Genomic DNA, 26,421 nt, shown 5'->3' on the forward strand with positions numbered 1-26,421 from the left:
CTGCCACCCTCCGCTCTAACTATTTTTGGTGTGCCCCCCTCCCCCCAACCCCCCCCCCCCGCTGGTTGGGGCCCGCCTGGCGCCCCCCCCCCCCCCCCCCCACCACCCCGGCCCGGCGCGCACTAGGAACTCGTCATGATCCGCTATGTCCTGCGACGGCTGCTCCAGCTGATCCCGGTGTTCTTCGGCACCACGTTCCTGATCTACGTCCTGGTCTGGGCGCTGCCCGGCGACCCGTTCTCCGGCAAGTGCGGCCAGGCCGCGTGCCCGGCGGCCTACGTCGCCCAGATGACCGAGAAGTACCACCTGAACGACAACATCTTCGTCCAGTACTTCAAGTACCTCGGGAGCCTCTTCACCGGTGACTGGGGCGAAACCTTCAACGGCACCTCCGTCGGCGAGCTGATCGCGACGTCGTACCCGATCACGCTGCGGCTGGCCGTGATCGCCGTCGCCATCGAAGCCGTCATCGGCCTCACCGCCGGCGTGCTGACCGGCCTGCGCGGCAAGGGTTTCCTCGACAACCTGGTGCTGGTGTCGACGACGTTCCTGATCTCGCTGCCGGTGTTCGTCACGGCGATCGTGCTGCAGCTCGCGCTGGGCGGCAACGGTCTCGGCTGGATCGAGGCCAGCGTGTCGGAGGATCCGAGCGTCGGCGAGCTGATCGTGCCCGGCATCGCGCTCGGCAGCTTGTCGATGGCCTACGTCGCCCGGCTGTCGAGAAGCAGCATCGCCGAGAACCGCCGCGCCGACTACGTGCGGACGGCGATCGCGAAGGGGCTGCCCCAGAGCCGGGTCGTCGGCGTCCACCTGCTCCGCAACTCGGTGATCCCGGTGCTCACGTTCCTCGGCACCGACCTCGGCGCCCTGATGGGCGGCGCGATCGTCACCGAAGGCGTGTTCAACATCAACGGTCTGGGCAGGCTGATCTTCCGCGGCATCCAGGACCGGGAGAGTGCGACCGTCGTCGGCGTGGTCGTCCTGCTGGTGCTGGTGTACCTGCTGATGAGCCTGCTCGTCGACCTGCTCTACGCCGTTCTCGACCCGAGGATCCGCTATGACTGACCCGAACCTGGTGGGTGGCGGCGGCGCCGACGCGGCCGAGCTGTCCCGCGTCGACGACTCCGCCACCAGCCCGCAGAAAGCCCGCAGCCTGTGGAGCGACGCCTGGCAACAGCTGCGGCGCAAGCCCGCGGTCATCGCCTCGGCGGTGATCATCCTGTTCATCGTGCTGCTCGCGATCGCCCCCGGCCTGTTCAGCTCGCGGGACGCCGGGTTCAGCGACCTGTCCCACGCCAACGAAGGGCCGTCCGCGGACGCCTGGTTCGGCTACGACAACCAGGGCGCCGACGTCTACGCCCGCACGATCTACGGCACGCGGGCCTCGGTGCTGGTCGGCGTGTTCTCCACGCTGCTGACCGTCCTCTTCGGCTCGCTCGTCGGCATCCTCGCCGGCTACTACGGGAGGTTCGTCGACAGCTTGCTTTCCCGCTTCGGCGACATCTTCGCGGGCCTGCCGTTCATCCTCGGCGCGATCGTCATCCTGACGACGTTCAACGCACCGGGCTCGAACCCCGGCGCTGTCACGATCATCGTCCAGGTGGTGTGCTCGATCGCCGTGCTGAGCTGGCCGGTGGCCATGCGCATCATGCGGTCGGCGACGCTGGTGGCCAAGCAGCTCGACTACGTCAAGGCCGCGCGCGGCCTCGGCGCCAGCACCCCGCGGATCATCTTCCGGCACCTGCTGCCGAACACGATCGCGCCGGTGCTGGTGTACGCCACCATCGCGCTCGGCGCGTTCATCGGTGCCGAAGCGACGCTCGCCTTCCTCGGCATCGGCGTGCGCGCGCCGGTGGTTTCGTGGGGCGTGCTGATCTCCGACTCGAAGGACTACTTCCAGAACGACCCGCACATGTTGCTGTTCCCCGGCGCCTTCGTCACCCTGACCGTGCTGGCCTTCGTGATGCTCGGCGACGGCATCCGCACCGCGCTCGATCCGAAGTCGAGGTAGATCTCCTTGTCCGACAACGAACTCCTGCTCGAGGTGGAAGATCTGCGCGTCGAGTTCCGGACGTCCGACGGCGTGGCGAACGTGCTCAACGGCGTCAGCTACTCCGTGCACGCCGGGGAAACCCTGGCCGTGCTCGGCGAGTCCGGTTCCGGGAAGAGCGTCACGGCGCAGACGGTGATGGGGATCCTCGACACGCCACCCGGGGTGATCACCGGCGGTGCCGTGCGCTGGCGCGGCGAGGACCTGCTGACCGCGTCCGACGAACGCCGTCGTGAAGTCCGCGGCAGCGAGATCGCGATGATCTTCCAGGACGCCCTTTCCGCGCTGAACCCGGTGTTCACCGTGGGCTTTCAGATCGAGGAACAGCTGCGCGTCCGGCTCGGGATGTCCAAAAAGGATGCCCGGAAGCGCGCGATCGAACTGCTCGACACCGTCCGCATCCCCGCCGCGGAACGTCGGATGAAGGACTACCCGCACCAGTTCTCCGGCGGCATGCGCCAGCGCGCGATGATCGCGATGTCGCTGGCCCTCGACCCGGACCTGCTCATCGCCGACGAGCCGACCACCGCCCTCGACGTCACCGTCCAGGCCCAGATCATGGACCTCCTGGGGGAAATCCAGGCCGAGCGCAAGATGGGTCTGGTGCTGATCACCCACGACCTCGGGGTGGTCGCCGAGGTCGCCGACCGGATCGCGGTGATGTACGCGGGCCGGATCGTCGAGCAGGCCGACGTCGGCGAGCTGTTCCGCGCGCCGGCCCACCCCTACACCGCCGCGCTGATGGACTCCCTGCCCCGGCTCGACCTCAAAGGACAGACGCTGGAAACCATCAAGGGCCTGCCGCCCAGCCTGCTGGACATCCCCTCGGGCTGCCCGTTCCACCCGCGGTGCAAGCGCGCCGAGGCCAGGTGCAGCGTCGACGTCCCGCCGCAGCACGCGATCGGTTTCGGCCGGACGAGCGCGTGCCACTTCGCCGAAGAGGTGGTGAGCTCCCGTGCCTGATCCGATCCTGTCCGTCCAGGACCTCCGGAAGTACTTCCCGGTCCGCACCGGCATCCTCTTCAAGCGCACGATCGGCCAGGTCAAGGCGGTCGACGGCGTCTCGTTCGACCTGATGCCGGGCGAGACGCTCGGCGTCGTCGGCGAGTCCGGCTGCGGCAAGTCGACGCTCGCCCAGGTCCTGATGCGCCTGGAGGAACCGACCGGCGGCACCGCGCGGTTCGAGGGCCGCGACATGTTCGCGATGCGCGGGTCCGAGCTGCGGAAGCTGCGGCGCGAAATCCAGATCGTGCTGCAGGACCCGTACACCTCGCTCAACCCGCGGATGACGGTCGGCGACATCGTCGGCGAGCCGTTCGAAATCCATTCCGACGTCGCACCCAAGGGATCGCGGGCGGGCAAGGTGCGGGAACTGCTGGAGGTCGTCGGGCTCAACCCCGAGCACCTCAACCGCTACCCGCACCAGTTCTCCGGCGGCCAGCGCCAGCGCATCGGCATCGCGCGGGCGCTCGCGCTGCGGCCGAAGGTGATCATCTGCGACGAGCCGGTGTCCGCTTTGGACGTCTCGATCCAGGCGCAGGTGATGAACCTGCTCGGTGACCTGCAGGGCGAGTTCGGCCTGTCGTACGTCTTCATCGCGCACGACCTTTCGGTGGTGCGGCACCTGTCGAACCGGGTCGCGGTGATGTACCTCGGCAAGATCGTCGAGCTCGGCACCGACGAGGAGATCTACGAACGGCCGTCCCACCCGTACACCCAGGCGCTGCTGTCCGCGGTACCGGTGGCGGACCCGGCCGTGCGCGGGCGCCGCCAGGTGATCCGGCTGACCGGCGACGTGCCGAGTCCCCTGGATCCCCCGTCCGGGTGCCGGTTCCGCACGCGGTGCTGGAAGGCCGAGGACAGGTGCGCGTCCGAGGTGCCGGAACTGGTGCCCCGGACCGACGGGCACTTGTCAGCTTGTCACTTCGCGGAGCAGAAGTCGGTTGTTCCATAACGTACGTTTGGCCGTTGTACACGCATTGTCCGGTCTATACGGTGCAGGAACCGCTTTCCGAGGAGGAGAATCGTGAAGAGACCCAGGCTTTTCGCCGCGGCCATGGCCGTCCCGCTGTTCGGGGCGCTCTCGGCCGTCGCGGTTCCCACCGCGTCGGCGCAGCCCGCGCTGTCCGGCCCGGCGACCGAATTCACCGTGCTCGCCAAGGACGTCCAGAGCATCGGCAGCGCCCAGCAGGCGATCAAGGCCGCGGGCGGCACGGTACTGGAGACCAACACCGCGGTCGGCCTGATCAGGGCCAGCGCGCCGGCCACCGGCTTCACCGAGCGCGTGGCCACGAACCGCGCGGTGTTCGGTGCGGCCAAGGCCCAGTCCATCGGCTCGGTGCCGAAGATGGGCAAGAAGACCAAGGGTGACGCCGGCGTCGAGAAGGAAGGCCGCGGCGCTGCTTCTTCGAAGAAAAATGTCACAGCCGCAAATGCCGTCGGGATGGACCCGCTGGACGACCAGCTCTGGGGCCTCAAGTCCGTCCGCTCGGACCTCGCGCGCACCAAGCAGCCGGGCAGCAAGCAGGTCAAGGTCGGCGTCATCGACACCGGCATCGACGGCACGCACCCGGACATCGCGCCGAACTTCGACGAGGCCGACTCGCGCAACTTCACCCGCGACATCCCGACCGACGTCAACGGCGCCGAAGTCGACGGGCCGTGCGAGTTCCGCGGCTGCGTCGACCCGGCCAACCACGACGACGGCGGCCACGGCACGCACGTCGCGGGCACCATTGCCGCCGCGGCCAACGGCTTCGGCGTCTCCGGTGTCGCACCGAACGTGACGCTGGTGAACATCCGCGCCGGCCAGGACTCGGGCTTCTTCTTCCTGCAGCCGACGGTCGACGCGCTGACCTACGCCGGCGACGCCGGCATCGACGTGGTCAACATGTCGTTCTACACGGACCCGTGGCTGTACAACTGCACGGCGAACCCGGCCGATTCGGCCGCCGAGCAGGCCGAGCAGCGCACGATCATCGAGGCGACCCAGCGCGCGCTGAACTACGCGCACCGCAAGGGCGTCACGATGGTGGTCGCGCTGGGCAACCAGCACACCGACCTGGGCGCGCCGCAGCCGGACACCACGAGCCCCGACTACCCGGCGAACGGCACGCACCCGCGCACGGTGGACAACTCGAGCTGCCTCAACCTGCCGGTCGAGGGCAACCACACCATCGGCGTGAGCTCGTTCGGGCCGTCGCAGAAGAAGGCGGACTACTCGAACTACGGCCTCGAGCAGATCTCGGTGTCGGCCCCGGGCGGCTTCTTCCGCGACGGCTTCGGCACGCCGTGGTACCGCACGGTGGAGAACCAAATCCTCTCGACGTACCCGAAGAACGTCGGCATCGCCGAAGGCAACATCGACGCGGACGGCAACATCACCGAAGCCGGCCTGACCGCGGGCGTCAAGAAGGCGACCGCGCCCGACGGCCGCGTGGGCTACTACCAGTGGCTGCAGGGAACGTCGATGGCCGCCCCGCACGCCACCGGCGTCGCGGCGCTCATCATTTCCCAGTACGGCAAGAAGTCGCACGGCGAGTTCGGTCTGGACCCCGACAAGGTCCAGCGCGTCCTCGAGGGCACGGCGGCGAAGATCGCCTGCCCGGTGCCGCGCACGGTGGACTACCTGAAGGAGAACCGCGACGCGACGTACACGGCCACCTGCGAGGGTGACCCGTCGTTCAACGGCTTCTACGGCCACGGCGCGGTCGACGCCTACGCGGCGGTGACGCGCGGGTCGCAGTACCTGAAGTAAGGGAATTTCCGCACCGCCCCGCCCCGGGACGCCAACCTTCCGGGGGCGGTCCGCGTTTACGACGGGACTGGGGGGATTCCGTTGATCGTGCGTGAACCGGCGTTGCCGGTGGACCCGAGACTGCCCGGCGAGCCGACCCTGCTCGAGGTCGGCAGCACGCGGCTGTGGCTGGCCCGCCGTGGGGTACGGGTGTGGTTGCCGACGCGGCTGCTCGCGCTGCGCATCGGCGCGCGCGGCTTCGGGGTCCGCGAACGACCTGAGCAAGCCGTCATCGCCGCGGTCGTGGGCGCTTCCTTCCCGGCCTTCACCGCCGGCGTGGACCTGCCGGGCCGGGGAGCGGTCCTCGCTGTGCTCTTCGCCCTTGTGCAGGTGCTGCGCTGGGGGCGGATGCAACGCCGCGAGCGGCTCGCCGAGCGCCTCACCGCGGCCGGACCCCCGCTGCCGCTGCGCGTGGCGGCCCGGCAGGTCGGCTGGTGGTACCTGGCGACGGTGGCCGTGACCTTCGCCGGCGGGGCGGTGTTGTGCGCGGCGACGTTCCTGACCGCACCGCGGTTCGGGGACTACTGGTACCCGCCCTCGGTCGACATAGCGCTGTCCACGATCGCACTGGCCGTCGGCGCCGGCGCGACCGCGCTGGTGCTCGGCAAGGCCCTCCGCTCGCCGGTGATCGCGGAAGACGAGGCATCCCGGCTGGTCGACGAAGCGCTGCGAGCCGAGGACGCCCACCGCTACGCCTTGTGCACGTTTTACGCCCTGTTCGCGGTGCCGGTGCTCATGGTGGCCTGGGAGCCGCCTGCCCTGCTCGAGTGGGCCGCGTGGGCTTACTCGGCGGTGGTGGCCGCGTTGGAGCTGACCGGCTGGCTGCTGCTCCGCCACCGGTACCGCCGGCTGCCGCCCGGCTACTACGGCCGGTAAACCATTCCGGGCCTTGGCGCGTGTAGGACGGGACAGGGGGAGGTCCGATGGTGGTGGAAGCAGCGTGGACGACGCTCGCCGAGAGACAGGCGGCGCGGGCGTGGCTGGCCGGCCACGGCGTGGTGGTGGACGAGCCGACGCCGCTGCTGGCGGTGCGGGTCGGGTCCCGGGTGCTGGCCACACGGTCCTACCAGGCCTACAGCGTGCTTTCCTCCGTGGTCTGGATGGTCGCCTTGTTCCCGCCGGTTCCGGTGCTCGCGCGGTTCCTGGTGCTCAGCGTGCTCTGCACCGCCTATCCACTGCTGCAGTGGCGCCGGGTGTGCCAGGCCGACCGCACCGCCGCCCGGCTGGTTCCCGCGGGCGCCCGGCCGTCGCTCCGGGTGGCGGCCGGGCAGGTGGGCCGGTGGTACCTCGCCGCGGTGGCGACGACGTTCGGCGGCGGCGTGGTCCTCTGCGCGGGGTTCGCGGCCAACCCGGCGGGCTGGGCGGCCGCACTGGTGATCGGCGCCGCGAGCGTGGCGCCGGTGCTCGGCCGGGCCCTGCGCGCCCCGGTGATCGCCGAGGACGAGGCCTCGTCGGCGGTCGACGCGGCCTTGCGGGCCTACGACGCCCGAGCGTTCGCGGTGCCGTTCTTGTTCACGTTCGCCGCTTGGATCGACCTGTCCACCAGCTGGCCGTGGGCCCCGGCGCGGTTCGTGCCCGCGGTCGGGTACTTCGTCCTGGTGGTGGCGGTCCACGTCGGTGCTGCGAGGGAGGCCCGGCGCCAAAGCCTGCCGCGCGGCCACTACGGGACGGTGACCCCGTGATCGCCCCGGCGCCGACGGACGCCGAGCGCGCGGCGGCCGGCCGCTGGCTGGTCAAGCACGGCGTCGACGTGCCGACGCTGACCGACCTGCTGTCCCTGCGGCTCGGCTTCCGCGCCGGCGCCCGGCCGCCCGGGTCGTGGCGGTGGATCGGCGTGGCCGTCCTGGGGTACGCGGCCGTCACGATCGGGTTCGCGAGCCTGGCTTTCCTGCCCGGTGTCCGCGGCGGGGAACTGACGGACAGTTCGTACGTCTTCTTCATCATCATCGCCCAGCACCTCGGATACTGGCTTCCGGCGCAGGTCCGCGACCGCCAAGCGCTGGCACGGTTCGGGACGCTCGACGGCCCGCCGCGTACCGAGGTGCCCGGCTGGTTCCTCGCCGTGCCGCTGATCACCTTCGGCGGCGGCGCCGCGCTCGCCGTGACGATCTTCGCCACGACGCCGTTCCGCACGTTCGCGGGCAGCTGGCTCCTGCTGCTGCTCCTGGGCGCGGCGGTCACGGCCGCGATGGTGACCGACGTCTTCCGGCGTCCCGTCATCGCGGAGGACGCGACATCCCGGGCGGTGGACACCGCTCTGCGGCTGCAGGACCTGCTCATGGCGATGCCCGGGATCTACGCCGTTCCCACGCTGGTCGATCCGCTGGTCGGCCACGCACAGCCGCCGGAGTGGCGGCCGTGGCTCGTCGGCTACGCCGTGCTCGCGGTGGCGACGCAGGTAGTCGTGGGTGTCATCCAGTGGCGGCGGCTACGGGCCGTGCTCACGGAAACCGGGGGAGAAGTCCGTGGACGTGCGTGAACCCGCCCTGCCGGTGAACCCGAGGCTGCCCGGCGAGCTCCGTGGGTGAACGAGTACCGAGCCGCGGCGAGGTCGTGCAGGCGGCGGCGTGGCTGGGAAAGCACGGGGTGCGGGTGGGCGTTCCGACGTGGTTGCTCACCGTGCGGCTGGGGGTCCGCCCCACCGCGCGCTCCCGGCCGCTGGTGGTCCTGCAGGTGGGGATCGTCGTGGCGGCGGTCGCGGGCGCCGTGGCCTACCAGTGCCTGCAGTACCTGCCCGGGGTACGCGGTGTGGAGATGACCGAGAGCAAGGTCGCCTACTTCCTGGGCACCGGGATGCAGCTGGCCTTGTGGTACCCGACTTGGTGGCGGGACCGGCAGGCCGTGGAGCTGCTCGGCGACCGCATGCTCACCCGGCCGCGGCCGTCCTGGCGGGAGACGCTGGGAGGCTGGTACCTCGCGTCGGCCGCGGTCACGTTCGGCGGCGGCGCCGCGCTCGGGGTCACGATGTTCGTGGCGACGCCGTACCGGACCTACGCCTGGAGCTGGCTGGGCCTGCTCGCACTCGGCGCGGTCGTGTTCGCGGTGGTCACGACCGGAGTCGTCCGCCGCCCGGTGATCGCGGAGGACGAGCCGTCCGCTGCCGTCGACGCTGTGCTGCGGCGCGAGGACCTGTACATCGCGTTCCCTTCATGCTGTTCGGTGCCGGTGCTGGTCGACCTGATCACCACCCACCGCCAGCCACCCGGGTTCGCGCCGTGGCTCATCGGTTACGCGGTCCTCGCGATCGCCCTGCAGGTCGTCGGCGGCGTCTTCGACCTGCGGCGGCGCCCGGTGCTCCGGGGCGGCGGCTACGGCGTCCCGCGGCCGGCCCGGGCCGTGGCCGGCCGGTCACCGGAGGCGTCCCGGTGATCGCGGTGACGAAGGACGAGCAGGCGGCGGCCAAGTGGCTCGAGAAGCGCGGTGTCCGGGTCGCCGAGCCGGCCACGCTGCTGACCTACCGGTTGAGCGTCCGCGCCGGGCGGCGGTCGCCGGACGCCTTCGCCGCGGTCTTCGTCCTCAGCGTGGTGGTCGCCGCCTGCGCCTTCGGCTACGTGTTCCTGCGCCTCCTGCCCGGTGTGGAGGGCGCCGACCTGCCGAAAGCCGGGTCCGTCTTCTTCATCGTGGTCGGGATGATCCTCACGATGTGGCTGCACATCCGGGCGGGCGACCGGCGGGCGGCGGCCTGGCTCGGGGATCGGCGGCTGCACCGGCCGCCTCCGTCCGGGCTCAGCGTGCTGAACGGCTGGTACCTGACCTCGCTGCTGGTCACCTTCGGCGGCGGCGCGACGCTCGCCGTCACGATGGCGGCCGGTGGTTCGCTCTGGGCGGTGTTCTGGCTCGGCCTGCTCGCCTTCGGCGCGGTGGCGGACGCCGTGGTCCTGACCGGCATCCTCACGCGGCCGGTCCTCGCCGAGGACGAAGGATCGCTGGCGGTCGACGTCGTGACGCGGCTCGAGGACGTCCACCTCCTGGTGCCGTCGGCGTTCGCGATCCCGCTGCTGGGCGAAGTGGTGTACGAAGACCGGCCGGGCGAGCCGTGGTTCATCGGCTACGTCGTGCTCGCGGTGGCCACGCACGTCGCCGGGTGGTTCACCCAGCGGCACCGTCGTCCCGCGCTGCCCGCGGACGGCCACTACGGGGAGGCCTGATGAGCACGAAAGCCGAGCGCACCATGATTCTGCGGTGGCTGGCGGGCCGCGGCCGGCCGGTGGCGGCGCCGACGCCGTTCCTCGACGCGCTGCTGGCCACGCGCAACGTCACCATCCGCCGCGCCCTGCCGTGGCTCCTGCTGTTCGGCGTCCCGGCGCTGTTCGGAGCGATCGGCTACCACTCGCTCTTCGGGCCCGGCGCAACCGTGAGCACGCCGGCGTACTTCGCCTGTTTCGCCATCCAGCTGACGATGTGGCTGAGCGTCCGGTCCCGGCAGCGCGCGCTCGCGAAGCAGATCCGTCCGTGGCGCGGCGCGGCGCACGAACGACCCGGCGGCTGGTTCATCGCCGCCGCCGCGCTGGCCTACGGCGGCGGCGCGGCGCTGGCCCTCGTCCTGTACTTCGCCACTCCGGCGCGGACTTACGCCTTGAGCTGGCTGGGTCTGCTGGTCCTGAGCGCGGTGTGCAGCAGCTCCATCATGGCCGGCTACCTGCGGGCGCCGGTGCTCGCGGTCGACGAGCCGTCGGCGGCGGTGTACCGAGCGCTGCTCGCGGAGAACATCCACACGGCGGCACCGGCACTGGCGGCGGTCCCGCCGATCCTGGACGTCGCCCTCGGAAACCGGCTGCCGTCGGGGTACGGGCTGTGGCTGGCCGCGTACGCCGCAGTGGTGGTGGCGATGGAGCTGGTGGCGTACGTCCGGAGCCGCCGTCCCCTGCCACCCGGCCACTACGGCGATCCGCTGCCGGCGCCGGGATTCAGCGGTTCGACGCCTTCTTGACGAACTTCGCCAGGTCCTTCGACTGCTGCACCCGGGTCGGCTCGTGGATGTACATCATGTGGCCCGCCGGGTAGTACGCCGTGTCGATGTTCTCGCGCAGTTCCTCCGGGATCTGCAGGTGGGCCAGCACGTGCTCGGCCGCGTAGTACGGCGTCGCGCCGTCGTAGTGGCCGAAGGCCACGTGCACCTTCAGGTGCGGGTTCGCGCGCATCGCCGCGCTCAGCGAGTCCACCACCGACACCGAACGGCCCTCGAAGTCCGAGTACGACCACGCCTTGAACGTGTCCTCGCTGATGAGCTCGTACGGCAGGTCGTTGGCGTACCCGAGCTCGGCCCGCACGTAGTGGTTGAACGCCGCCGCGTACGCGCCGATCACGCGGGAGATCGACGGGTCGTCGCTCATGTGCTCGCGGCCGCCGTCCGGCTCCCACGTCGTGAACCGGCCGTCCATCCGGCCGACCGTCCGGCCGCGGTCGCGCAGCAGCTCCGTGAAGAACCGGACGTGCTCGATCCGCAGGTTCACCCGGTCCACATAGGACTCGGCCAGCCCGGTCAGCGACGCCAGCGTGGCCACCGCCTCCGTCCGGTCCTGAGTGGACAGCCGGGCGCCGCGGGCCAGCGCCCACGGCAGGTCCTTGGCCGCGAAGTCCTCGGCGTCGGCGAGGACGTCGTCGAGCGGGCGCTCGCCGTGCAGGCCGTGGTAGTGCGCGATCGCCGCGTACGTCGGCACGTACAGCGAGTACGGGAGGTCGTTGCCCTCCGTGAACTGCAGCGTGCCCAGGTCGAGCACCGACGAGATGAGCAGCAGCCCGTTCAGGTACAGCCCGTGCCGGTCCTGCAGGTGCGCGGCCAGCCCGGCGGCGCGCAGCGTGCCGTACGACTCGCCGGCCAGGAACTTCGGCGACAGCCAGCGCTGGTGGCGTGACACCCACAGCCGGATGATCTCGCCGACCGACTCGATGTCGCCCTTGAAGCCGTGGAAGTCCTTCGTCTCGCCGCCTTCGGACGCGCGCGAGTAGCCGGTCGACACCGGGTCGATGAACACCAGGTCGCTGTGCACCAGCAGCGTCTCGGGGTTGTCGGCCAGCCCGTACGGCGGCGGCATCAGGTCGTCGACGTCGCCCGAGAGCACCCGGCGCGGCCCCAGCAGGCCCATGTGCAGCCAGATGCTCGACGAGCCGGGGCCGCCGTTGAACGCGAACGTCACCGGCCGCGACCCCGGGTCGGCGTCGTCGAGGGTGTAGGAGGTGATGAACACCTCCGCCTTCGCCTTGACGCCCTCGGACTTGCCGTCCTTGACGACCTCCTTGCGGAGGACGACCCGCCCCGCCTTCGCCGTGTACGCGAGCTTCTTCCGCTTCACGGTCAAGGTGTGCTGGGTCGTGACGACGTCGTCGGTCGGCTCGGCCGGGAGCTCGGTCGTCTCCGCGGCCTTCGGCTCGGGGGCCTCTTCGGGGGTGCTGTCCGCCATGGACCCAACTTAGTCGGCGGGAACGGGCGTCTGTGGCAGGGTGACCTGGTGCACACCGAGGACTGGCCGGCGACGATCGAAGAAGCGCTCGCCGTGCAGGACCGGCTTCGCGGCCGGGTCGAACGCACCGACGACTGCCCCGAGCTGCCGCCGACGGTCACCGGTCTCGACGTCGCCTACGACGACATCGGCGGCATCGCCGCGGCGGTCGTCACCCTCGAGACCGCCGGGCTCACCGTGGTCGAGGAACGGACCCACCGCGCGAAGGCCGTCTTCCCGTACGAACCGGGCTTGTTCGCCTTCCGCGAGCTGCCGCCACTGCTGGCCGCCCTCGAGCGGCTGGAGCGCACGCCCGATGTCCTGGTCTGCGACGGCCACGGCCTCGCGCACCCCCGGCGCTTCGGCCTGGCCTGCCACCTCGGCGTGCTGACCGGGCTGCCCGCGTTCGGCGTCGGCAAGACCCGGTTCGTCGGCTCGCACGGCACGCCGGCTCACGTGCGCGGGTCTTCGGAGCCGCTGGTCGACGCCGGGGAGGAGGTCGGCGCGGTGCTGCGGACCCAGGACGGCGTCAAACCGGTGTACGTCTCGGCCGGCCACCGGATCGGCCTGGCCCACGCCTGCCGGCTGACGCTGGCGTTGACCCCCCGCTACCGGCTGCCCGAGACCACGCGGCACGCCGACCGGCTGTCCCGGGCGGCGCTGCGATGAGGTCGCTGCCCGAGCTGGACGCCGCGGTGGCCGGCTGCCGCGCGTGCCCGCGGCTGGTGGCCTGGCGCGAGGGCGTCGCGGGCACCAAAGCGGCCTTCCGCGGCGAGGAGTACTGGGCGCGCCCGGTGCCGGGCTTCGGGCCGCCGGACGCGTCGCTCGCCGTCGTCGGCCTGGCGCCCTCGGCGCACGGCGCGAACCGCACCGGCCGGATGTTCACCGGCGATCCATCGGGTGATTTCCTGTTCCGGGTCCTGCACGAGGTCGAGCTCGCCTCGCAGCCGACGTCGACGGCGATCGGCGACGGCCTCCGGCTGTACGGCACCCGGCTCGTTTCGCCCGTGCGGTGCGCGCCGCCGGAGAACAAGCCGACGCCGGCCGAGCGGGACACCTGCCGCCCGTGGCTGGCGGAGGAGCTGGCGCTGTTACGTCCGACACTGCGGGCGATCGTGGTGCTCGGCGCGTTCGGCTGGCAGGCGTTACTGCCCGTGCTGGAGGCGACCGGCTGGCCGGTGCCGCAGCCGCGGCCGGCGTTCGCGCACGGGGCCGTCGTGGAGCTGGGCGACCTGCGGCTTTTCGGCTGTTATCACGTCTCACCGCGCAATGTCCAGACACACCGCGTGACCCACGCCATGGTGGCCGACGTCTTCCGGGCCGCGACCTCGGTGACAGGGCACGACTGAATCGTTACGGAAACCGCAGCGACGCTGGTCACAGCCGGATGGGGCCCCCGAGCGAGGTCGCGGCGAAGGTGTCACCATGAGGACATGGCTGCTGCGAAGTCGAAGTCGGAACCGACTCGGATCCTCGTCCTCGGTGGTGGGTACGTCGGGCTCTACACGGCGTACGGCCTCCAGAAGATGCTCCGGGCCAACGAGGCCTCCGTGACCGTCGTTGACCCGCAGCCCCACATGACCTACGCGCCGTTCCTCCCGGAGGCCGCGGCCGGCGCGATCGAGCCCCGGCACGTGGTCGTGCCGCTGCGGCGGGTGCTCAAGCGCTGCCACGTGCTGACCGCGCGCGTCACCAAGATCGAGAACGAGAAGAAGTCCGTCACGGTCGAGGCGGCCGACGGCCACATCGAGCAGCTCGGCTACGACATCCTGGTCGTCGCGCTCGGCGCCGTGGCGCGCATCCTCCCGATCCCGGGCCTGGTCGAGGAAGGCATCGCCTTCAAGACCATCGGCGAGGCGATCTACCTGCGCAACCACATCATGACCAAGCTCGACGAGGCGGCCAGCACGCTCGACCCCGAGCTGCGCAAGCGCCTGCTGACGTTCACGGTGGTCGGCGGCGGGTTCGCCGGCATCGAGGCGCTGGCCGAGCTCGAGGACATGACCCGGTTCGCGGTGGAGAACTACTACCCGAACATCAAGACCTCCGACATCCGCTGGGTGCTCGTCGAGGCGGCCGGCCGCATCCTCCCCGAGGTCCGCGAGACCCTCGGCGTGTACACGGTCGAGCAGCTGGAGAAGCGCGGCATCGAGGTCTACCTGTCGACAGCGGCGAAGTCGTTCGAAAACGGCCACGTCGTGCTCTCGGACGGCACGGAGTTCGACACCGACACGATCATCTGGACCGCGGGCGTGAAGGCCAACCCGGTGGTCGGCCAGTCGGACCTGCCGGTCGACAAGCGCGGCCGCCTCGAGGCGACCGCCGCGATGCAGGTCGTCGGCCACCCCGACGTCTGGACCGCCGGCGACAACGCGGCGATCCCGGACCTCTCGCGCACGGAAGAGGACCCGACGGCGACCTGCCCGCCGAACGCCCAGCACGCGGTCCGCCAGGCCCGCCTCCTGGCGAAGAACATCATCAAGGTCCTCCGCGGCGGCAAGCCGAAGGACTACTACCACAAGAACCTGGGCGCGGTGGCGAGCCTCGGCCTCCACAAGGGCGTCGCGGACGCGCTGAACCTGAAGATCAAGGGCTTCCCGGCCTGGCTGTTCCACCGCGCATACCACCTCAAGGCAATGCCGACGTGGAACCGCCGCATCCGCATCCTGTTCGACTGGATCCTGGGCGGCTTGTTCCGCCGCGAGGTGATCTCGCTCGGGCAGATCAACAACCCGAAGGACGAGTTCGCGCGCATCTCGAAGTCCTGACGTCTTCCCGTCGAAGCCCCCGGTCCTCGTGGCCGGGGGCTTTCGCCGTTCGGGAGGACCCGCTGGTGGAGTGAGGTCATCGCCTAGAGTGTGCGATGCCCCCGTAGCCCAACCGGCAGAGGCAGTCGACTTAAAATCGATTCAGTGCGGGTTCGAGTCCCGTCGGGGGCACCACGCAGACCATCATCATCCGAACAGCCCGACCTGACCGGCACGCTGGTCATCGAGGCGACGTACGACCTCTCCGCGACGCCGGCCCAGGTCGGTCGTCCGCATCGACGGGTCCGAGGCCGGTGCCGCGGAAGCATGTCCGTGGGAACACTCCGATCGAGGCTCGCGGAGCGGAAGTCGCTCGGTCCTGTCCCTACGGCGTCGTCGCCGGGACAGTGACCGTCGGGCCCGGAACCTGGACCGTCGACGAGCTTGGCCAGAAGATGAAGGTCAGCAGCGCCATCAAGACGCTGATTGCCACTGCCACCACCAGCAACAGGCTTTGCCGACGGATGCGCCACTCCAGGCTCTGCAACCGGCGCGCGACTTCTTGTTCTCGTTCGCCGGGGTGGTGGCTCCTGGGTGCTGCGAGCGGTTGAGTTCGGACGCCGGGTTCGGTCGCGAGCTGCGGATCGTGGGGAAGGGACGTGCTGGGTTGTGGTAGCCGTCCGGTCTCCCGGATGGCGACGGGTGGTGCCTGAACCGGCGCCTGAACGGCATGGGTCAGGTGTGCCAGCCGCTGCCGGCGCCAGCGGACTTCGCTCAGCTCGGCGAGCACGTCCTCGTGATATGCCGTCGGCGCCGCCAGGTAGCGATCGACCAGCTTTCTCGCCAACGGCGAAAAGGAGCTCGCCGCGGGTTCACGGCCGGTGCCGATCCGCCGTCGCGTGGTTTCCCCGGACTCAGGCAGCCGCAGCACGCACCAGAACCGCGGTGCCCCTTCCTTGTCCGGAGATGCCTCGGGCCGGGTGTCCGAATCTTCGTACGTGGAAAACGTCCACTCGAATCGTTCACCGGGTGTCGAGACGACCGGATCGAGGATCTCTCGTGCGATCGTCAGGAACGGGAGCGGGTCCCGGTGGCCGAAGATCGTGACGTACGGCGATTCTTCCGACAGCACCGTCTCCAGCAGCAGCTCGAGGGTGCCGGGATCGAGGCGCACGGCCTCGTCCGCCTCGTCCAGCCAGCTGTCGTGCAGCGCGTCCCAGACGCCAGGGTCCCCGATGCACAGCGGCTCGTGCGCGTTCATCCGCCAGCCGTCCCAGTGCGAGAGGAACATCGCGTGCTGCGCCAGCACCTCCGCGGGGCCGACCAGCGCGTGCGAGCTGTTGCGCCCGTCCGGGTCGTTGTCGAACCGGGTGAGCACGGCGGCGTCGCCGTTGTCGAATTCGAAGTAGGAAAACGCCTTCGGCGGCAGCCAAGCTCCGTTCGCCTCGATCGTCGGGTTGAGCCGGTTGTACTTGTCGAGCCGGTGGTCCCACCGCTGTCGCTGATACGTGCTGAGCCCGTTCGACGCCTTCGTGATCCCGATTCCGCCCTGCGTGGTGAGCCCGAACAGGATTTGTTCCACCGGACGCGTGTCCCTCATCTGCGTGCTCCCTCGGTCCGGGTCATCGGGATCACGCCGGCCATCGCCAGCAGCGACAACAGTGGCACCATCACGCGCGTGGGCCGGATGCCCGAGCGGTACTGGTTGTCTTCGCCCACCGCGCCGCCGGTCGCCGAAACGAAGTGCATCGTGCAACTACGGAAATCGCGGTACAGCTTGGTCAGGGACGCCGCGTTCGCGCGGTGCAGCAGCGCGTAGACGTCGCGGCTTTCGGCGACCAGATCCGCGGGGTCGACCCGGCCGCCGGGGTCGTGGCGGAGCCACCGGTCGGCCGGGGCCAGGTAGCGCAGACGGTCCGACTTCGTCAAGGCGACCACCGCGGGGAGGTGCCGGCCGCCGTTGGGGAGGCGCTGGACCGCCTCCTGGACGAACTCGTTGGTCGCACCGGCCCCGAACGGACTCGACAGGGAAAGATCGCGCTGGAGGTCGCGTGATTCCGCGAAGCTGCGCAGCACGTGCGGTGCGTCCTCGACGAACAGCACCGCTCCGGCAGCCACGAGGAACCGCGTGTGCCGCCCGTTTTCACCCGCCTTCGCAAAGTCCTCGCCCGCCACGTCGAAGAAGACGATCGGCCGCTTGACGCCTCCGCTCTCCACCGCCAGCCAGGCGAGGTGCGAGCCCGACTCGTTGATCGTCGCGGGCAGCTTCTTGCCTGCTTCGAAGGTGTCGAGGAACTTCCGCTTGAACGTGACGTGCTGGTAGTAGTCCAGCGCCTTCGCGCTCAGCTCGGTCGTGCCCACCTCGCTGCCCGCGAGCAGCGCGCGGATCATGGCGACGACCAGGTGCGTCTTGCCCGACAACGGACGTCCCACCAGCGCGATCACCAATGGGTCGTCGTAGTCGACGTAGGTCGCGGGCAAGTAGTGGTTCGGGCTGTCCTGCGATGGGTTCGGGCACCGGACGTACCAGCGGCTGCGTGCGTCGGCGACCTTGTCGGGGTTTCCGTCGTCGGGCCAGACCGCCGCGCTGTAACGGCCTTCTTCAACCGAGTACTGGAGCAGTTCGGTGTCGTTCCAGCCGAACGTGTCCAGGCACGTCGGGCACGTGATGACGCGGTCGGCGAGAGGGTTCACGCGGACACTCCGATCAGGACGAGCCAGACGACGGCGACCAGGAGCAGGGCGGCCGTGGACAGCAGCGTGACGACCACGCGTGAGCTGCGGCGCGGCGGCGCCGGCGGTGCCGGGACCGGCTGGGGCTTGGGCCGTTTGCGTTCCCGCGCCACGTCGAAGGCGGCCCGCCCGGCTTCGAGTTCGTCCACCCCTTCGATGCGTGGGAAGTCCTCCCGGCCGAGACGTCGCAGCACCTCCGTGGCTTCGGGGACGGGCCCGGACGCCGTGAAGAGATCGCCGAGCCGCGAGGCGAGCAGCGGTATTTCGGCCAGGTCCGGCCGGCCGGCCGGCCGGGTCCCGGTGAACGCCTCGTAGAGCAGGCAGCCTGCCGCGCGCGCGTCGGTCTCCGGAGTGACCCGGCCACCGCGCCGCCGGTCGGGTTCGCCGACCAGCGCGGCGTCCTCGAACAGCACGAGCTGGATCCGGTCACCGTCGAGCCGGATGCTGTCGAGGCTGAGCTGCCCGTGCACGACTTCGACCAGCGACAGGTGTGCGAGGGCGTCGAACACGTTGACCATGAAATCCCGCTGATCGGCGCCGAGCAGCCGGTCGGTCACCTCTCGGGCCGGGACGCCGAGGTAGTCGTGGAACAGAGCCCACGGCTCGAGCGTGTCCATCGCATAGCCCGCCAACGCCGGGAACGGCCGCGGCCGCCGGTCCGGGAAGGCGCGGGTGAGCCGCGCCAGCGCACGGATCTCGTTGTCCAGTAGCATCCTCGAGTTTTCGTCACCGGCGGCGTACGGGCTCCGGAGCACGAGCGTCGCACCGTCGGTGGTCTGGACCCGGCAGGTGCGCAAGCGCGAGCCCGGCAGGTGGATCTCCTCCCGGTTGATCAACTTCCACCGGCTGGGCCTCCCATCGAGGTCGCACCCGGACAACGAGTCGGCCTCGGTCGTTCCGCTCATGACAGCGATCCGTCCCCTTCGTCCGTGGCGGCCTCCGGACTTTCGTGCACGACGCGGCCGGCACCCAGCGGGACCAGCCGCAACGCCCCGACGACCTCCGACGCGGTGGTGAGCACCGAGACGTCGCCGGCGACGCGTAGCGCACGCCGTGCCGTTTCCGGCGCGAACCGGAGCACCCGGATGCTGCGCCAGGCGATGTCGAGCGCGCGGATGTCCCCGATCCGGCAGAGCTGGACGAACTCGGTTCGCCCGTCGGTGCGCAGGACCCGGGCCGCGGCGTCCGAGCGTTGCCAGAAGCCCAGGCTGAGCTGCTCGCGCGCACCGTTGTTGTCGACCACGGGGGGTGTGCGGTGGATGCCGTGGGTGTCCAGGAACTTCTCGTAGTCGGAGAGCCTGCGCTCGGCGGTCGTCACTACGTTCTCCGGCGCGGCGGTCAGCGTGGCTTCGGAGCCGACGGCGGCGAGGTGGTCCTCGAGGGCGTGGAGGACCAGCGAGATCAGGTCTTCGCGCAGCACCGGCACCACATCCGGCAGGACGTCGGACGGGGAGCTGCCGCGGGCGGCCGGTTGCGACCTCGCCCGCGCGCGGTACAACCCCGCGAGCTTGCTGGTGTCCGCGGCCAGCGCGAGTGCTGCATCGGCCAGCCGCCGCCGGTGCGCCACACCGCGGACGTGCTCGGCCACCTTGCCCTCCACCAGTGCCTCGACGCGTTCCACGGCCTGCCGGGTCTCCTCGAGCCGCAGCTCGGCCAGCCACTTCGCCCCCGTGTGATGCCAAGCCGCCGACGCCCCCGCGGCGAGAACGACCAGCGCGGCGGCGACACTGAGCAGCCCGGCCGGCGAGCCGGCGCCTGCCCGCGACGGCAACGTCCCCGCGTAGATGCCGGCCGCCGCGGCCGCCGCCGTTCCGATGAGGACAATCAGGGACGCGCGAGGCGGCAGCCCAGAGGCGCGGCCCGCGAACCCGGCCGACAGCAGCAGCCCGGCCAGGGCCACCACCGCACCGCCCGGCCACGACGACAGGAAGGTCACCACACCTGCGCAGAGGGCGGTCAGCACGGCCAGAACCGCCGCGGGCGCGAGCCAGTCCGAACGGCGCAACCGGATTCGCGCGGGAGCGAGGTGGCGGCGCAGCGACGCGAGCTCACCGCGGAACTTCTGGTGGTCCGGTGCCATGTTCCGGTTGGCGAGCGCACGCAGGTTCGCGCTCAAGTCCTGCAGGGAACGACCTCGGGCGAGCTCGGTCCGCACCAGCTCGCGCAGCTGCCCCGCGAGCCGGCGGTGGTTCGCCGGGTCGGCCGCGGGTACGCCCAGCCGGGCCAGCTCTGCTTCGTTGTGACCCGTCTGCCGGCCGTCCATCAGGGTCAGCATCTCGTCGATCCGCGCGAGCCTGGTGTCGAACGCGGTGTGGATCCGGGTGGTGTCCGCGCCGGCGCCGGTGCGGACCAGCCCGGACGGCCGGGCCACGGCTTTCGCCGCGGTCACGGCCGACTCCACCGCCTGCCGCAGCGCCTGCCGATCCTTGCCCAGCGGCGAGCCGGGAACGACGACGTCGAGCGCCGGGTCGAGCCGGGCGCCGGCGCGAGGCGGGAGGGGGGCTGCCGGTGGCGGCAGACCGGGAACGCTGTGCTCCGCCAAGGCCTCCAGCACTTCGCGCCGGGCCAGCAGAAGATCGTCATCGTCCAGCGGTGGCCGCACGATGTCCAGTCCCGGGCACGCCGTCTGATAAGGGACCTGCCGGACGATCTCGTAGACCTCGTCGAAGACCTCTCCGTCGCTCAGCGCGGCGATGAGGTCGGGAAGGACGTCCGGGCCGTCGAGAACCGGCTCCGGTCGCGCACTGCCGCCCGCCCAGCGGCTGCCGCGTTCATCACCGACCCACAGCGTGACACCCCCGAACCGGAAGGCAGCGGACTGGCGCAGCGAGATCCCGCGCGCGCCGTCGTCGATCGGCCCCACCGCCACGCAGACGACCGCGCGCACGTGCGGGAGCGAAAGCAGCCGTTGGTAGCGATCGTGGTTCACGAGGAGGTTCCCCGTCGTATCGACGACCACGATCCGGCCCGGAAGGCCGAGCCGATGGGCACTGGCCGGGTCCAGCTTGTCCAGATAGGACATGTCGGGACCACTATCGCGGATGTCGAGCACCTGCACAGCGGGTGTCACCGGGTCACCCACTGGTACAGCTCCCCGAGGTTGTCCTGGTGGGCGTCCTCACTGCCGGTGAACTTCAGTTTCAGTGCCGCTTCGAAGGTACTGGTCCAGAACTCCTGGATGGACTCGAGTCGCCGCCGTCCCGAGCTCCGGCCCTCGGCGAGCAGTTCGGCGGCCTCCTTGGCCTCGGTCCGGGCCAACGACACCAGGGTGAGGAAAGCGGGCGCCGGCGCCACCAGCTTGCCGTCGAGGCCGAGCGGTTTCGTCTCCATCAGCCGATCGCAGAAGTCCTGCCGGATCTGTTCGCTGTCGGCGAGGACCCAGCGTTCGTAGGCGCTGATCAGGCTGCTCCAGCTCGACAGCGGGTAGTACGGCGTGAGTTCGAGCCGCATGTTGACGGCGGAGTCGCCGAGGAAGAGCTGGACCGAGTCCGGCGACTCCGGATCGCCGGTCGCCTCGAGGAAGCCGTTCCACGCCGCGCAGAGGATGTGGTGCAGGATCCGGGCGCGGTCTTCCGCGGTGGTGGCGAGGTACCCGTACCGGTACCCCGTGCGCTGCCGCCACGGCAGGAAGTCGTTCTTGCGCCCCTCGGCGACCGCGTCCGCCCAGTTCACCAGCACCTTCTGCACCTCGGGCACCTCGGTCAGCCCCATTGAGGAGCGGAACAGCACCACGACGATCGACTCGGCGTCGATCGGCCGGAACTCCGGAACGGAGTCCGCTTCTCGCGGCAGGTTCACCTCCTGCCGCAGGAACTTCTCGAGTTCCGCGTCGCGCTTGCCCGCCGGTGACGGGTAGGAGAAGAGAATCTTCAGCCGGCCGCTTCCGCTCGGCGCAAAACCGCCTGGCACGAGTCCGGCCAGCTTCTCGCGGAACTGCGCGAGATCGTCGGTGCCCACCGTGCCCTTGTTGCGCCCGGCGGCCGCGGCCAGCAGGTCGTGCAGGCCGGCGAGCAAGGGCTGGTGGACGTCGTCGCGGTAGCGGAACAGGCGCAGCACTTCGGCCTTGATCAGCCCGCGGAGCTTGGCGACGGCGCGTTCGGGACCGTCCTGGAGGCCGAACTCGGCGAACTCGGCGTAGGCGGCCTGCCAGCCCTGTGGGCTGATGATCGTGTCGACGACATCGGCGGGGGTCGCGGTCGGCAGCAACCGGCTCTGCTCGGCGTAGACCGCGACCAACCGGCGCACGACCGCGCTGTAGAACGAGGCGAGCTGGCCCTGGCGGGGAAGCAGGTAGGACACGCCCACCCGTGGTTCGTACAGCGCCTTGGCCCTCCTGGCGAACCGCGCGTCCTCGGTGCGCGCGTGCTCCCGGAACGCCTCCAGCAACGCCGAGACCTCGCGTTCGGCGGTGCGCACCTTGCGCTCCCAGCGCGGTGCCTGCGCGTTCCACGCGGCGTGCCAGGCTCGCTGCGCGCGCCACGCGAACCAGGTGTCCTGGCGCTTGAGCGACTCCTGCACGACCGGGTCGGAAAAGCGGATCTTCTTCCACCACTTGGTCTTCTTGACCTCCGGTGACGGGCCACCGAGCGTGATTCCCTGCGGTGGAGCGGGTTCACCACGCCTGCTCTCGACGATCTTGACGAACCCCTTGCCGCTCAGCGGTTCGGTCAGCGCGGCGTCGCCGAACAGCACGCGCCCGAGCCGGAACACCCCGGTGTCCCCGACCATTTTGGCGACGGCCCTGGATGGGTCGAACTGGTTCGCCATCTCGGGGACATCCTGGCGCAGCGTCTGTTCCAGCGCGTGGATGCTCGACTCCATCGTGCGTCTGCGGGTGTTCAGCATCGCCAGGATCTCCTCACCGCCGTCCACCGCGGGCGGGGAGTTGATCGGCAGCGGTGCCCGGTTCAGCAGCGGGTCGATGTTGGCGTCCTGGAACATCCGGGTGATCAGCTCCCGGTTGTTCTCGCCGGCCATCCCGCTCGGCGTGGACATCTCCTCGATCGCGTCCGCGAGCAACTTGGAGGAGATGATGTCGGCGAGATCCTCGGCCGGCACGGTCATCGACGCCACGGCACTGGTGGACACCCCGCGTTTGCCGATCCCGGTCGGCGCGGAGATCCCCCGTTCGCTGGAGCTGTTGATGAAACTGTCGGCGAACGACTGGAAGTTCCGGTCGAGGTACTGGACGCCGTCGGGGTCGGTGGGCAGATCGGTGCCGATCAAGGAGAGCAGCAACGAAACCACCGACCGGTGCAGGTCGTCGCGGTGCATGCCGGCGGTGAGGCTGAACAGGAACGCGGTCTGCACGGTCGACGCGCGCAGCCGGATTTCGTTGCCGCCGGGGTAGCGCACGGCGAGTGACCCGTTGATACCGTGCCGGTCCAACGCTGTGCCCGCCACCTGCGAGTTCTGGTCGTCCACCAGCCGGAACAGGTCGAGCAGCGAGCAGGCGGCGTTGAGCTCCGCCGCCCGCCCGCCCCCGAGCCCGTCCTCGAACGCGGACGGCATGAGCACCAGCGGGTAGATCCGGGCCTTGTACTTCTGTTCGGCCAGCGCGTCGCCGATCAGGTGAAGGTAGTCGAAGAACAACCCCGACCCGGTGCCGCCCGCCACCGAGAAGGCGACGAAGACGTCGATCGAATCGCGCAGCTTGCCGCCCAGCCGCGACAGCTGGCCGCCGGAGTTGTTGATCTGGCCGATCGCCTTGTGCAGTGATGACTTCGCCGGAGCCAGCCCGGTGCGGAACGTCTCGAACAACGCCGCGCGCCCGATCGTCGGCAACTGCCCCGCACCCTTGGACAGCGGGCCGACGCGGGGTTCGTGTTCGGCGGGCGGCAGCCAGCTTTCGACGACCGACGCGGCGCTGAGCCGCAGGCTGCGCGCCACCTCAGGGTATGTGTCGTACGGTGGCACGAGTTCCCGCACCATCGTGTACGTCCGTTCGGCGGCCGGCAGGTGGATGCGGTCGGGCACCACCCGGTTCTCGACGTGACCGAACTCGTCCTCCGCCAGATCGGCGTAGACGAACTGCAGGCATCCCGGCAGCTGGTAGCCCAGCATCTGTTCCCCGGGCATCAGGTCGCGCAGCGCGGAACCGTCCGGGCCGCACAGTTCTTCGCGCAGCTTGCGTTCGAGCTCGGCGCCGATCCGGCACCCGGTGCCACCGAGGCCTACGAACAACATCGGTTGGTAGATCTGCATGGGTCCTCCTGCCGGATCACTCCGGTGGATCGATGGGGCAGCGGGTCAGAGCAGGGGATCGCCGGGCGTGGCGCCGTCGGTGGCGAAGGGAACAGTCGGCGCATAGCCGTCGCCGGGCTCGTCGCCCGGGGTGTCGGGGCGGAACAGCGTCTGGGTCACCACCAGCGTCAGGCCTTCGCCGACTTCGGTCTCCTCCCCGAGCTGGACGTAGCGCGTGTCGCCGTACGGTGTTCTTATGCGCAGCCCGGCACGGGATCGGGTGAGCTGGAATGCGTCCGGATCACCGGGTTTCGCGTGGTGCAACTCCGGCACCCGGGCCTCGGTCTTGACCGTGAACGGGAACAGCACGGCCTTCTGGTCCTGCGCACCGAGGTAGGTGCGATGCCCGTTGCGGACGGCCTGTACGGTCAGGTCCTTGACCTCCCGGACCCGGCGCCGGGCCACGATCGCGACCACGATCGCGGCGATGATCAACACCAGTGCGAGGCCGGCCAGCGCCGGCAGCCACGGGAACGGCGGCGCCGGTTTCGCCACGTCGACGGTGAAGGCCTTCTCGTGGAAGACGGTCACGGGGTCGGTGTCGTCCACCAGACGGAGCGTCCCGCTGGTCACGCCCTCCGGGCTGTTCGGGGCGAAAACCAGCTGAAAGTCGAACGTGCTGGCCCCGGGATCGACCTCGTGGACGGCGTCGGGAACGGTGATGGTGGCACCCCCGACCTGCCGGATCTCGACGCGGAGCCGTTTCCGCTGCCCGGAGTTGTTGGTCACCGATGCCCGGGCGGACACGGCTTGCCCCGGGGCGACCTGGGTGGCGATGGTGGGCAGGCTGGTCGTGATCAGCACGGTGGGCACATCCGGCGCCACCTTGACGGTGGCGACGGCGTCGGCCGCACTGATGCCGATCCCGGTGACGGTCCCGTGGAACTGCACCTGGCCCGCGGCGGCCGCGGGAATGGAGATGCGACCGGAGTAGGTGCCATCGGGCGCGCCGTCCGGGTCCTGCCCGTCGTCGCGCAGGGCCAGCGGCTGGGCCGGCAGCTTCGCGTTCTCCATCGTTACGGCGAAGCTCAGTCCCTGCAGCAGCTTGGGGTCGGTCACCGGCTTGCCGCCGCGGAGCACGATCTGCAGGGAGACGGCGACCTGCTGGCCCGCCGCGGGTGACGGCGGGTCGATCAACAGCTGTGCCTGGGCTGCGCCCTGCCATGTGACGGTCGTCAGGACGTTCTGCGGCGGGATGTCCGGCAGCGACGTGAGCCGGACGTGCCAGGTGCCCGGCAGCGGGTCGACGACGTGCAGCACCTCGACCGCGCCGCTTTCACCGCTGACGGAGAACTGCCCGGCGGTGCTCTTGCCGGACTTGGGCACTACGTTGCCCTGCGGGTCGGTGTACTCGACCGCGACCCGGCCGTCGTGCTTGACCACCACGATCGATCCGTCGGTCGCGATCGCCGGGACGGTCACCGGAACGTCGAGTGCGCCGCCAGTGCCGAGCTGGTTCTGCGTCACCGGGCCGACGCCGGTGCAGCTGCCTGAGCTGAACGAGCGCAGCAGTGCCTCGGCGACGTCGGCCGAGCCGGAAACGACCGTGGCCGAGGGTTGGGGCACCCCCGGCCCGCACCCGGTCTGGAAACCGCCCCGCGCGAACTCGTCGAGCGCGGATTTGTCGACTTTTCCGAATCCGAGCGGCCAAATCTGGACGTGCGCATCCCGCGCCTTGGCAAGGTTTTCTCTGATCGATTCGTGAGCGGCAGCATTGCGCTGCTCAGCGGTCTTCCCGACGCCGTAACGCGGGCTGTCGCTGACATCGAGAACACCGTCAGTGAGGAGAAAGATCATTTTCTGCGCGTCCGGGCGGGAACTATCGGCCAGGTAGCTCAGTGCCTGCTTCAGTGCCTCGGCGTGATCGGTTCCCGAGCCTTCGTCCTTGGTGCGTTTGCGTAGATCGCGCACGCATTGAGAAATTCGTTCCCGCTCGGCGGGCCCGGTCAGCTGAATCGGTGGGCAGGCGACGTCGACCGCCGGCTTGGTCCCGTTGTCGCTGGCGAAGCCGACGACCGAAACCGTGGAATCAGTGGACAGCTGGGCTTGCGCGATGAGGCTCGCCGCATCCTGTTCTCTGGTCATGTCCTGCGGATTGATGCTGCCGGACTCGTCGACCAGGATGACCATCTGAATCGGCTTCACCCCTGTCGCCTGCTGTTCGGCGAGTCGCGGTTGGAGATTTTCCGAAGCCTGGGAGAATGCGTAGGAACCAACTTCACCAGAAAGTGTCAGTAACACCCCGGCGAATATCGCAACGGTCTTGGGCAGTGCCCTCACGTGCCTGCTCGCCCAGCCGCTCAATGTGTCCTCCACGCACTGCGCCATCCGAATGGTTCAAGTACAACCAGCCATGTCGAGCGTGGTCGTCCCGCTGTTACGGGATTTGACGAACACGCGTTGTCACGATTC

Annotated in this window: 21 protein-coding genes and 1 tRNA gene; 15 read left to right on the plus strand and 7 right to left on the minus strand. The window is 70.2% G+C overall.

Annotated elements, in window-relative coordinates; translation table 11 throughout:
* Positions 1–135: 135 nt before the first annotated feature.
* The 11 genes from ACFVYA_RS18225 to ACFVYA_RS18275 all read left to right on the plus strand — a co-directional run bounded on the left by ACFVYA_RS18225 (position 136) and on the right by ACFVYA_RS18275 (position 10,776).
* On the plus strand, positions 136–1,065 hold the full coding sequence (locus ACFVYA_RS18225; RefSeq protein WP_285986271.1) for an ABC transporter permease: 930 nt from the start codon (positions 136–138) through the stop codon (positions 1,063–1,065).
* Positions 1,058–2,011: an ABC transporter permease gene (locus ACFVYA_RS18230; RefSeq protein ID WP_285986270.1), complete on the plus strand. Its 954-nt coding sequence runs from the start codon at positions 1,058–1,060 to the stop codon at positions 2,009–2,011. The genes ACFVYA_RS18225 and ACFVYA_RS18230 overlap by 8 nt, the downstream gene beginning before the upstream one ends.
* 6 nt (positions 2,012–2,017) lie before the next feature.
* The gene (locus ACFVYA_RS18235; protein WP_387046319.1) at positions 2,018–3,013 is read left to right on the plus strand and encodes an ABC transporter ATP-binding protein; all 996 of its coding nucleotides are present in this window, start codon (positions 2,018–2,020) and stop codon (positions 3,011–3,013) included.
* Positions 3,006–4,004, plus strand: a complete 999-nt coding sequence (locus ACFVYA_RS18240) for an ABC transporter ATP-binding protein (protein ID WP_387046321.1) — start codon at positions 3,006–3,008, stop codon at positions 4,002–4,004. Before ACFVYA_RS18235 ends, ACFVYA_RS18240 begins: the two co-directional genes overlap by 8 nt.
* A 102-nt stretch (positions 4,005–4,106) precedes the next feature.
* Entirely contained in the window at positions 4,107–5,807 is a 1,701-nt protein-coding gene (locus ACFVYA_RS18245) for a S8 family serine peptidase (RefSeq protein WP_387046408.1), read from the plus strand.
* A gap of 81 nt (positions 5,808–5,888) precedes the next feature.
* Positions 5,889–6,722 carry a hypothetical protein gene (locus ACFVYA_RS18250; RefSeq protein ID WP_387046322.1) on the plus strand — a complete coding sequence of 278 codons (834 nt, stop codon included), beginning with the start codon at positions 5,889–5,891 and terminating at the stop codon, positions 6,720–6,722.
* Between the two features lie 47 nt (positions 6,723–6,769).
* Positions 6,770–7,528 (plus strand): hypothetical protein, encoded by a 759-nt coding sequence (locus ACFVYA_RS18255; protein WP_387046324.1) that lies wholly within the window; start codon positions 6,770–6,772, stop codon positions 7,526–7,528.
* Positions 7,525–8,325, plus strand: coding sequence for a hypothetical protein (locus tag ACFVYA_RS18260; RefSeq protein ID WP_387046325.1), 801 nt, complete (start codon positions 7,525–7,527; stop codon positions 8,323–8,325). Before ACFVYA_RS18255 ends, ACFVYA_RS18260 begins: the two co-directional genes overlap by 4 nt.
* A gap of 41 nt (positions 8,326–8,366) precedes the next feature.
* Positions 8,367–9,215, plus strand: a complete 849-nt coding sequence (locus tag ACFVYA_RS18265) for a hypothetical protein (RefSeq protein WP_387046326.1) — start codon at positions 8,367–8,369, stop codon at positions 9,213–9,215.
* The gene (locus ACFVYA_RS18270; RefSeq protein WP_387046327.1) at positions 9,212–9,994 is read left to right on the plus strand and encodes a hypothetical protein; all 783 of its coding nucleotides are present in this window, start codon (positions 9,212–9,214) and stop codon (positions 9,992–9,994) included. Before ACFVYA_RS18265 ends, ACFVYA_RS18270 begins: the two co-directional genes overlap by 4 nt.
* A complete protein-coding gene (locus ACFVYA_RS18275; RefSeq protein ID WP_387046328.1) occupies positions 9,994–10,776 on the plus strand; it encodes a hypothetical protein in 783 nt (260 codons plus the stop codon). The genes ACFVYA_RS18270 and ACFVYA_RS18275 overlap by 1 nt, the downstream gene beginning before the upstream one ends.
* Here ACFVYA_RS18275 and ACFVYA_RS18280 read toward each other — a convergent pair.
* A complete protein-coding gene (locus tag ACFVYA_RS18280) occupies positions 10,754–12,247 on the minus strand; it encodes a S10 family peptidase (protein ID WP_387046329.1) in 1,494 nt (497 codons plus the stop codon). The genes ACFVYA_RS18275 and ACFVYA_RS18280 overlap by 23 nt on opposite strands.
* A 48-nt stretch (positions 12,248–12,295) precedes the next feature.
* Here ACFVYA_RS18280 and ACFVYA_RS18285 point away from each other — a divergent pair, with 48 nt between their 5' ends.
* The 4 genes from ACFVYA_RS18285 (at position 12,296) to ACFVYA_RS18300 (ending at position 15,228) form a co-directional block, all read left to right on the plus strand.
* A complete protein-coding gene (locus ACFVYA_RS18285; RefSeq protein WP_387046330.1) occupies positions 12,296–12,955 on the plus strand; it encodes an endonuclease V in 660 nt (219 codons plus the stop codon).
* Positions 12,952–13,635, plus strand: a complete 684-nt coding sequence (locus ACFVYA_RS18290) for a uracil-DNA glycosylase (RefSeq protein WP_387046332.1) — start codon at positions 12,952–12,954, stop codon at positions 13,633–13,635. Before ACFVYA_RS18285 ends, ACFVYA_RS18290 begins: the two co-directional genes overlap by 4 nt.
* An 84-nt stretch (positions 13,636–13,719) precedes the next feature.
* Positions 13,720–15,054, plus strand: a complete 1,335-nt coding sequence (locus ACFVYA_RS18295) for an NAD(P)/FAD-dependent oxidoreductase (RefSeq protein WP_285986258.1) — start codon at positions 13,720–13,722, stop codon at positions 15,052–15,054.
* Positions 15,055–15,151: 97 nt separating this feature from the next.
* A tRNA-Leu gene (locus tag ACFVYA_RS18300) sits at positions 15,152–15,228 on the plus strand.
* A 190-nt stretch (positions 15,229–15,418) separates the two neighbouring features.
* Here the strand turns inward: ACFVYA_RS18300 and ACFVYA_RS18305 are convergent.
* Genes ACFVYA_RS18305 through ACFVYA_RS18330 form a run of 6 tightly spaced genes read right to left on the minus strand, consistent with a single transcriptional unit; the run spans position 15,419 to position 26,325 of the window.
* Positions 15,419–16,633, minus strand: a complete 1,215-nt coding sequence (locus ACFVYA_RS18305) for a hypothetical protein (RefSeq protein ID WP_387046334.1) — start codon at positions 16,631–16,633, stop codon at positions 15,419–15,421.
* Positions 16,630–17,727 carry a hypothetical protein gene (locus ACFVYA_RS18310; protein ID WP_387046336.1) on the minus strand — a complete coding sequence of 366 codons (1,098 nt, stop codon included), beginning with the start codon at positions 17,725–17,727 and terminating at the stop codon, positions 16,630–16,632. The genes ACFVYA_RS18305 and ACFVYA_RS18310 overlap by 4 nt, the downstream gene beginning before the upstream one ends.
* Positions 17,724–18,671 (minus strand): hypothetical protein, encoded by a 948-nt coding sequence (locus ACFVYA_RS18315; RefSeq protein ID WP_387046338.1) that lies wholly within the window; start codon positions 18,669–18,671, stop codon positions 17,724–17,726. Before ACFVYA_RS18315 ends, ACFVYA_RS18310 begins: the two co-directional genes overlap by 4 nt.
* Positions 18,668–20,836: a hypothetical protein gene (locus ACFVYA_RS18320; protein ID WP_387046339.1), complete on the minus strand. Its 2,169-nt coding sequence runs from the start codon at positions 20,834–20,836 to the stop codon at positions 18,668–18,670. The genes ACFVYA_RS18315 and ACFVYA_RS18320 overlap by 4 nt, the downstream gene beginning before the upstream one ends.
* Positions 20,833–23,970, minus strand: coding sequence for a tubulin-like doman-containing protein (locus tag ACFVYA_RS18325; protein ID WP_387046341.1), 3,138 nt, complete (start codon positions 23,968–23,970; stop codon positions 20,833–20,835). Before ACFVYA_RS18325 ends, ACFVYA_RS18320 begins: the two co-directional genes overlap by 4 nt.
* Before the next feature lie 45 nt (positions 23,971–24,015).
* The gene (locus ACFVYA_RS18330; RefSeq protein ID WP_387046342.1) at positions 24,016–26,325 is read right to left on the minus strand and encodes a VWA domain-containing protein; all 2,310 of its coding nucleotides are present in this window, start codon (positions 26,323–26,325) and stop codon (positions 24,016–24,018) included.
* Positions 26,326–26,421 lie beyond the last annotated feature (96 nt).

Origin of the sequence: Amycolatopsis sp. NPDC058278 (assembly GCF_042881395.1) — a bacterium.
GTDB lineage: Bacteria > Actinomycetota > Actinomycetes > Mycobacteriales > Pseudonocardiaceae > Amycolatopsis.

Coding starts and splice junctions, on each gene's coding strand:
- ACFVYA_RS18225 (WP_285986271.1), top strand. CDS start 136: ATGATCCGCTATGTCCTGCGACGGCTGCTCCAGCTGATCCCGGTGTTC.
- ACFVYA_RS18280 (WP_387046329.1), bottom strand. CDS start 12,247: ATGGCGGACAGCACCCCCGAAGAGGCCCCCGAGCCGAAGGCCGCGGAG.
- ACFVYA_RS18290 (WP_387046332.1), top strand. CDS start 12,952: ATGAGGTCGCTGCCCGAGCTGGACGCCGCGGTGGCCGGCTGCCGCGCG.
- ACFVYA_RS18230 (WP_285986270.1), top strand. CDS start 1,058: ATGACTGACCCGAACCTGGTGGGTGGCGGCGGCGCCGACGCGGCCGAG.
- ACFVYA_RS18315 (WP_387046338.1), bottom strand. CDS start 18,671: ATGAGCGGAACGACCGAGGCCGACTCGTTGTCCGGGTGCGACCTCGAT.
- ACFVYA_RS18295 (WP_285986258.1), top strand. CDS start 13,720: ATGGCTGCTGCGAAGTCGAAGTCGGAACCGACTCGGATCCTCGTCCTC.
- ACFVYA_RS18305 (WP_387046334.1), bottom strand. CDS start 16,633: ATGAGGGACACGCGTCCGGTGGAACAAATCCTGTTCGGGCTCACCACG.
- ACFVYA_RS18255 (WP_387046324.1), top strand. CDS start 6,770: ATGGTGGTGGAAGCAGCGTGGACGACGCTCGCCGAGAGACAGGCGGCG.
- ACFVYA_RS18325 (WP_387046341.1), bottom strand. CDS start 23,970: ATGCAGATCTACCAACCGATGTTGTTCGTAGGCCTCGGTGGCACCGGG.
- ACFVYA_RS18245 (WP_387046408.1), top strand. CDS start 4,107: ATGGCCGTCCCGCTGTTCGGGGCGCTCTCGGCCGTCGCGGTTCCCACC.
- ACFVYA_RS18275 (WP_387046328.1), top strand. CDS start 9,994: ATGAGCACGAAAGCCGAGCGCACCATGATTCTGCGGTGGCTGGCGGGC.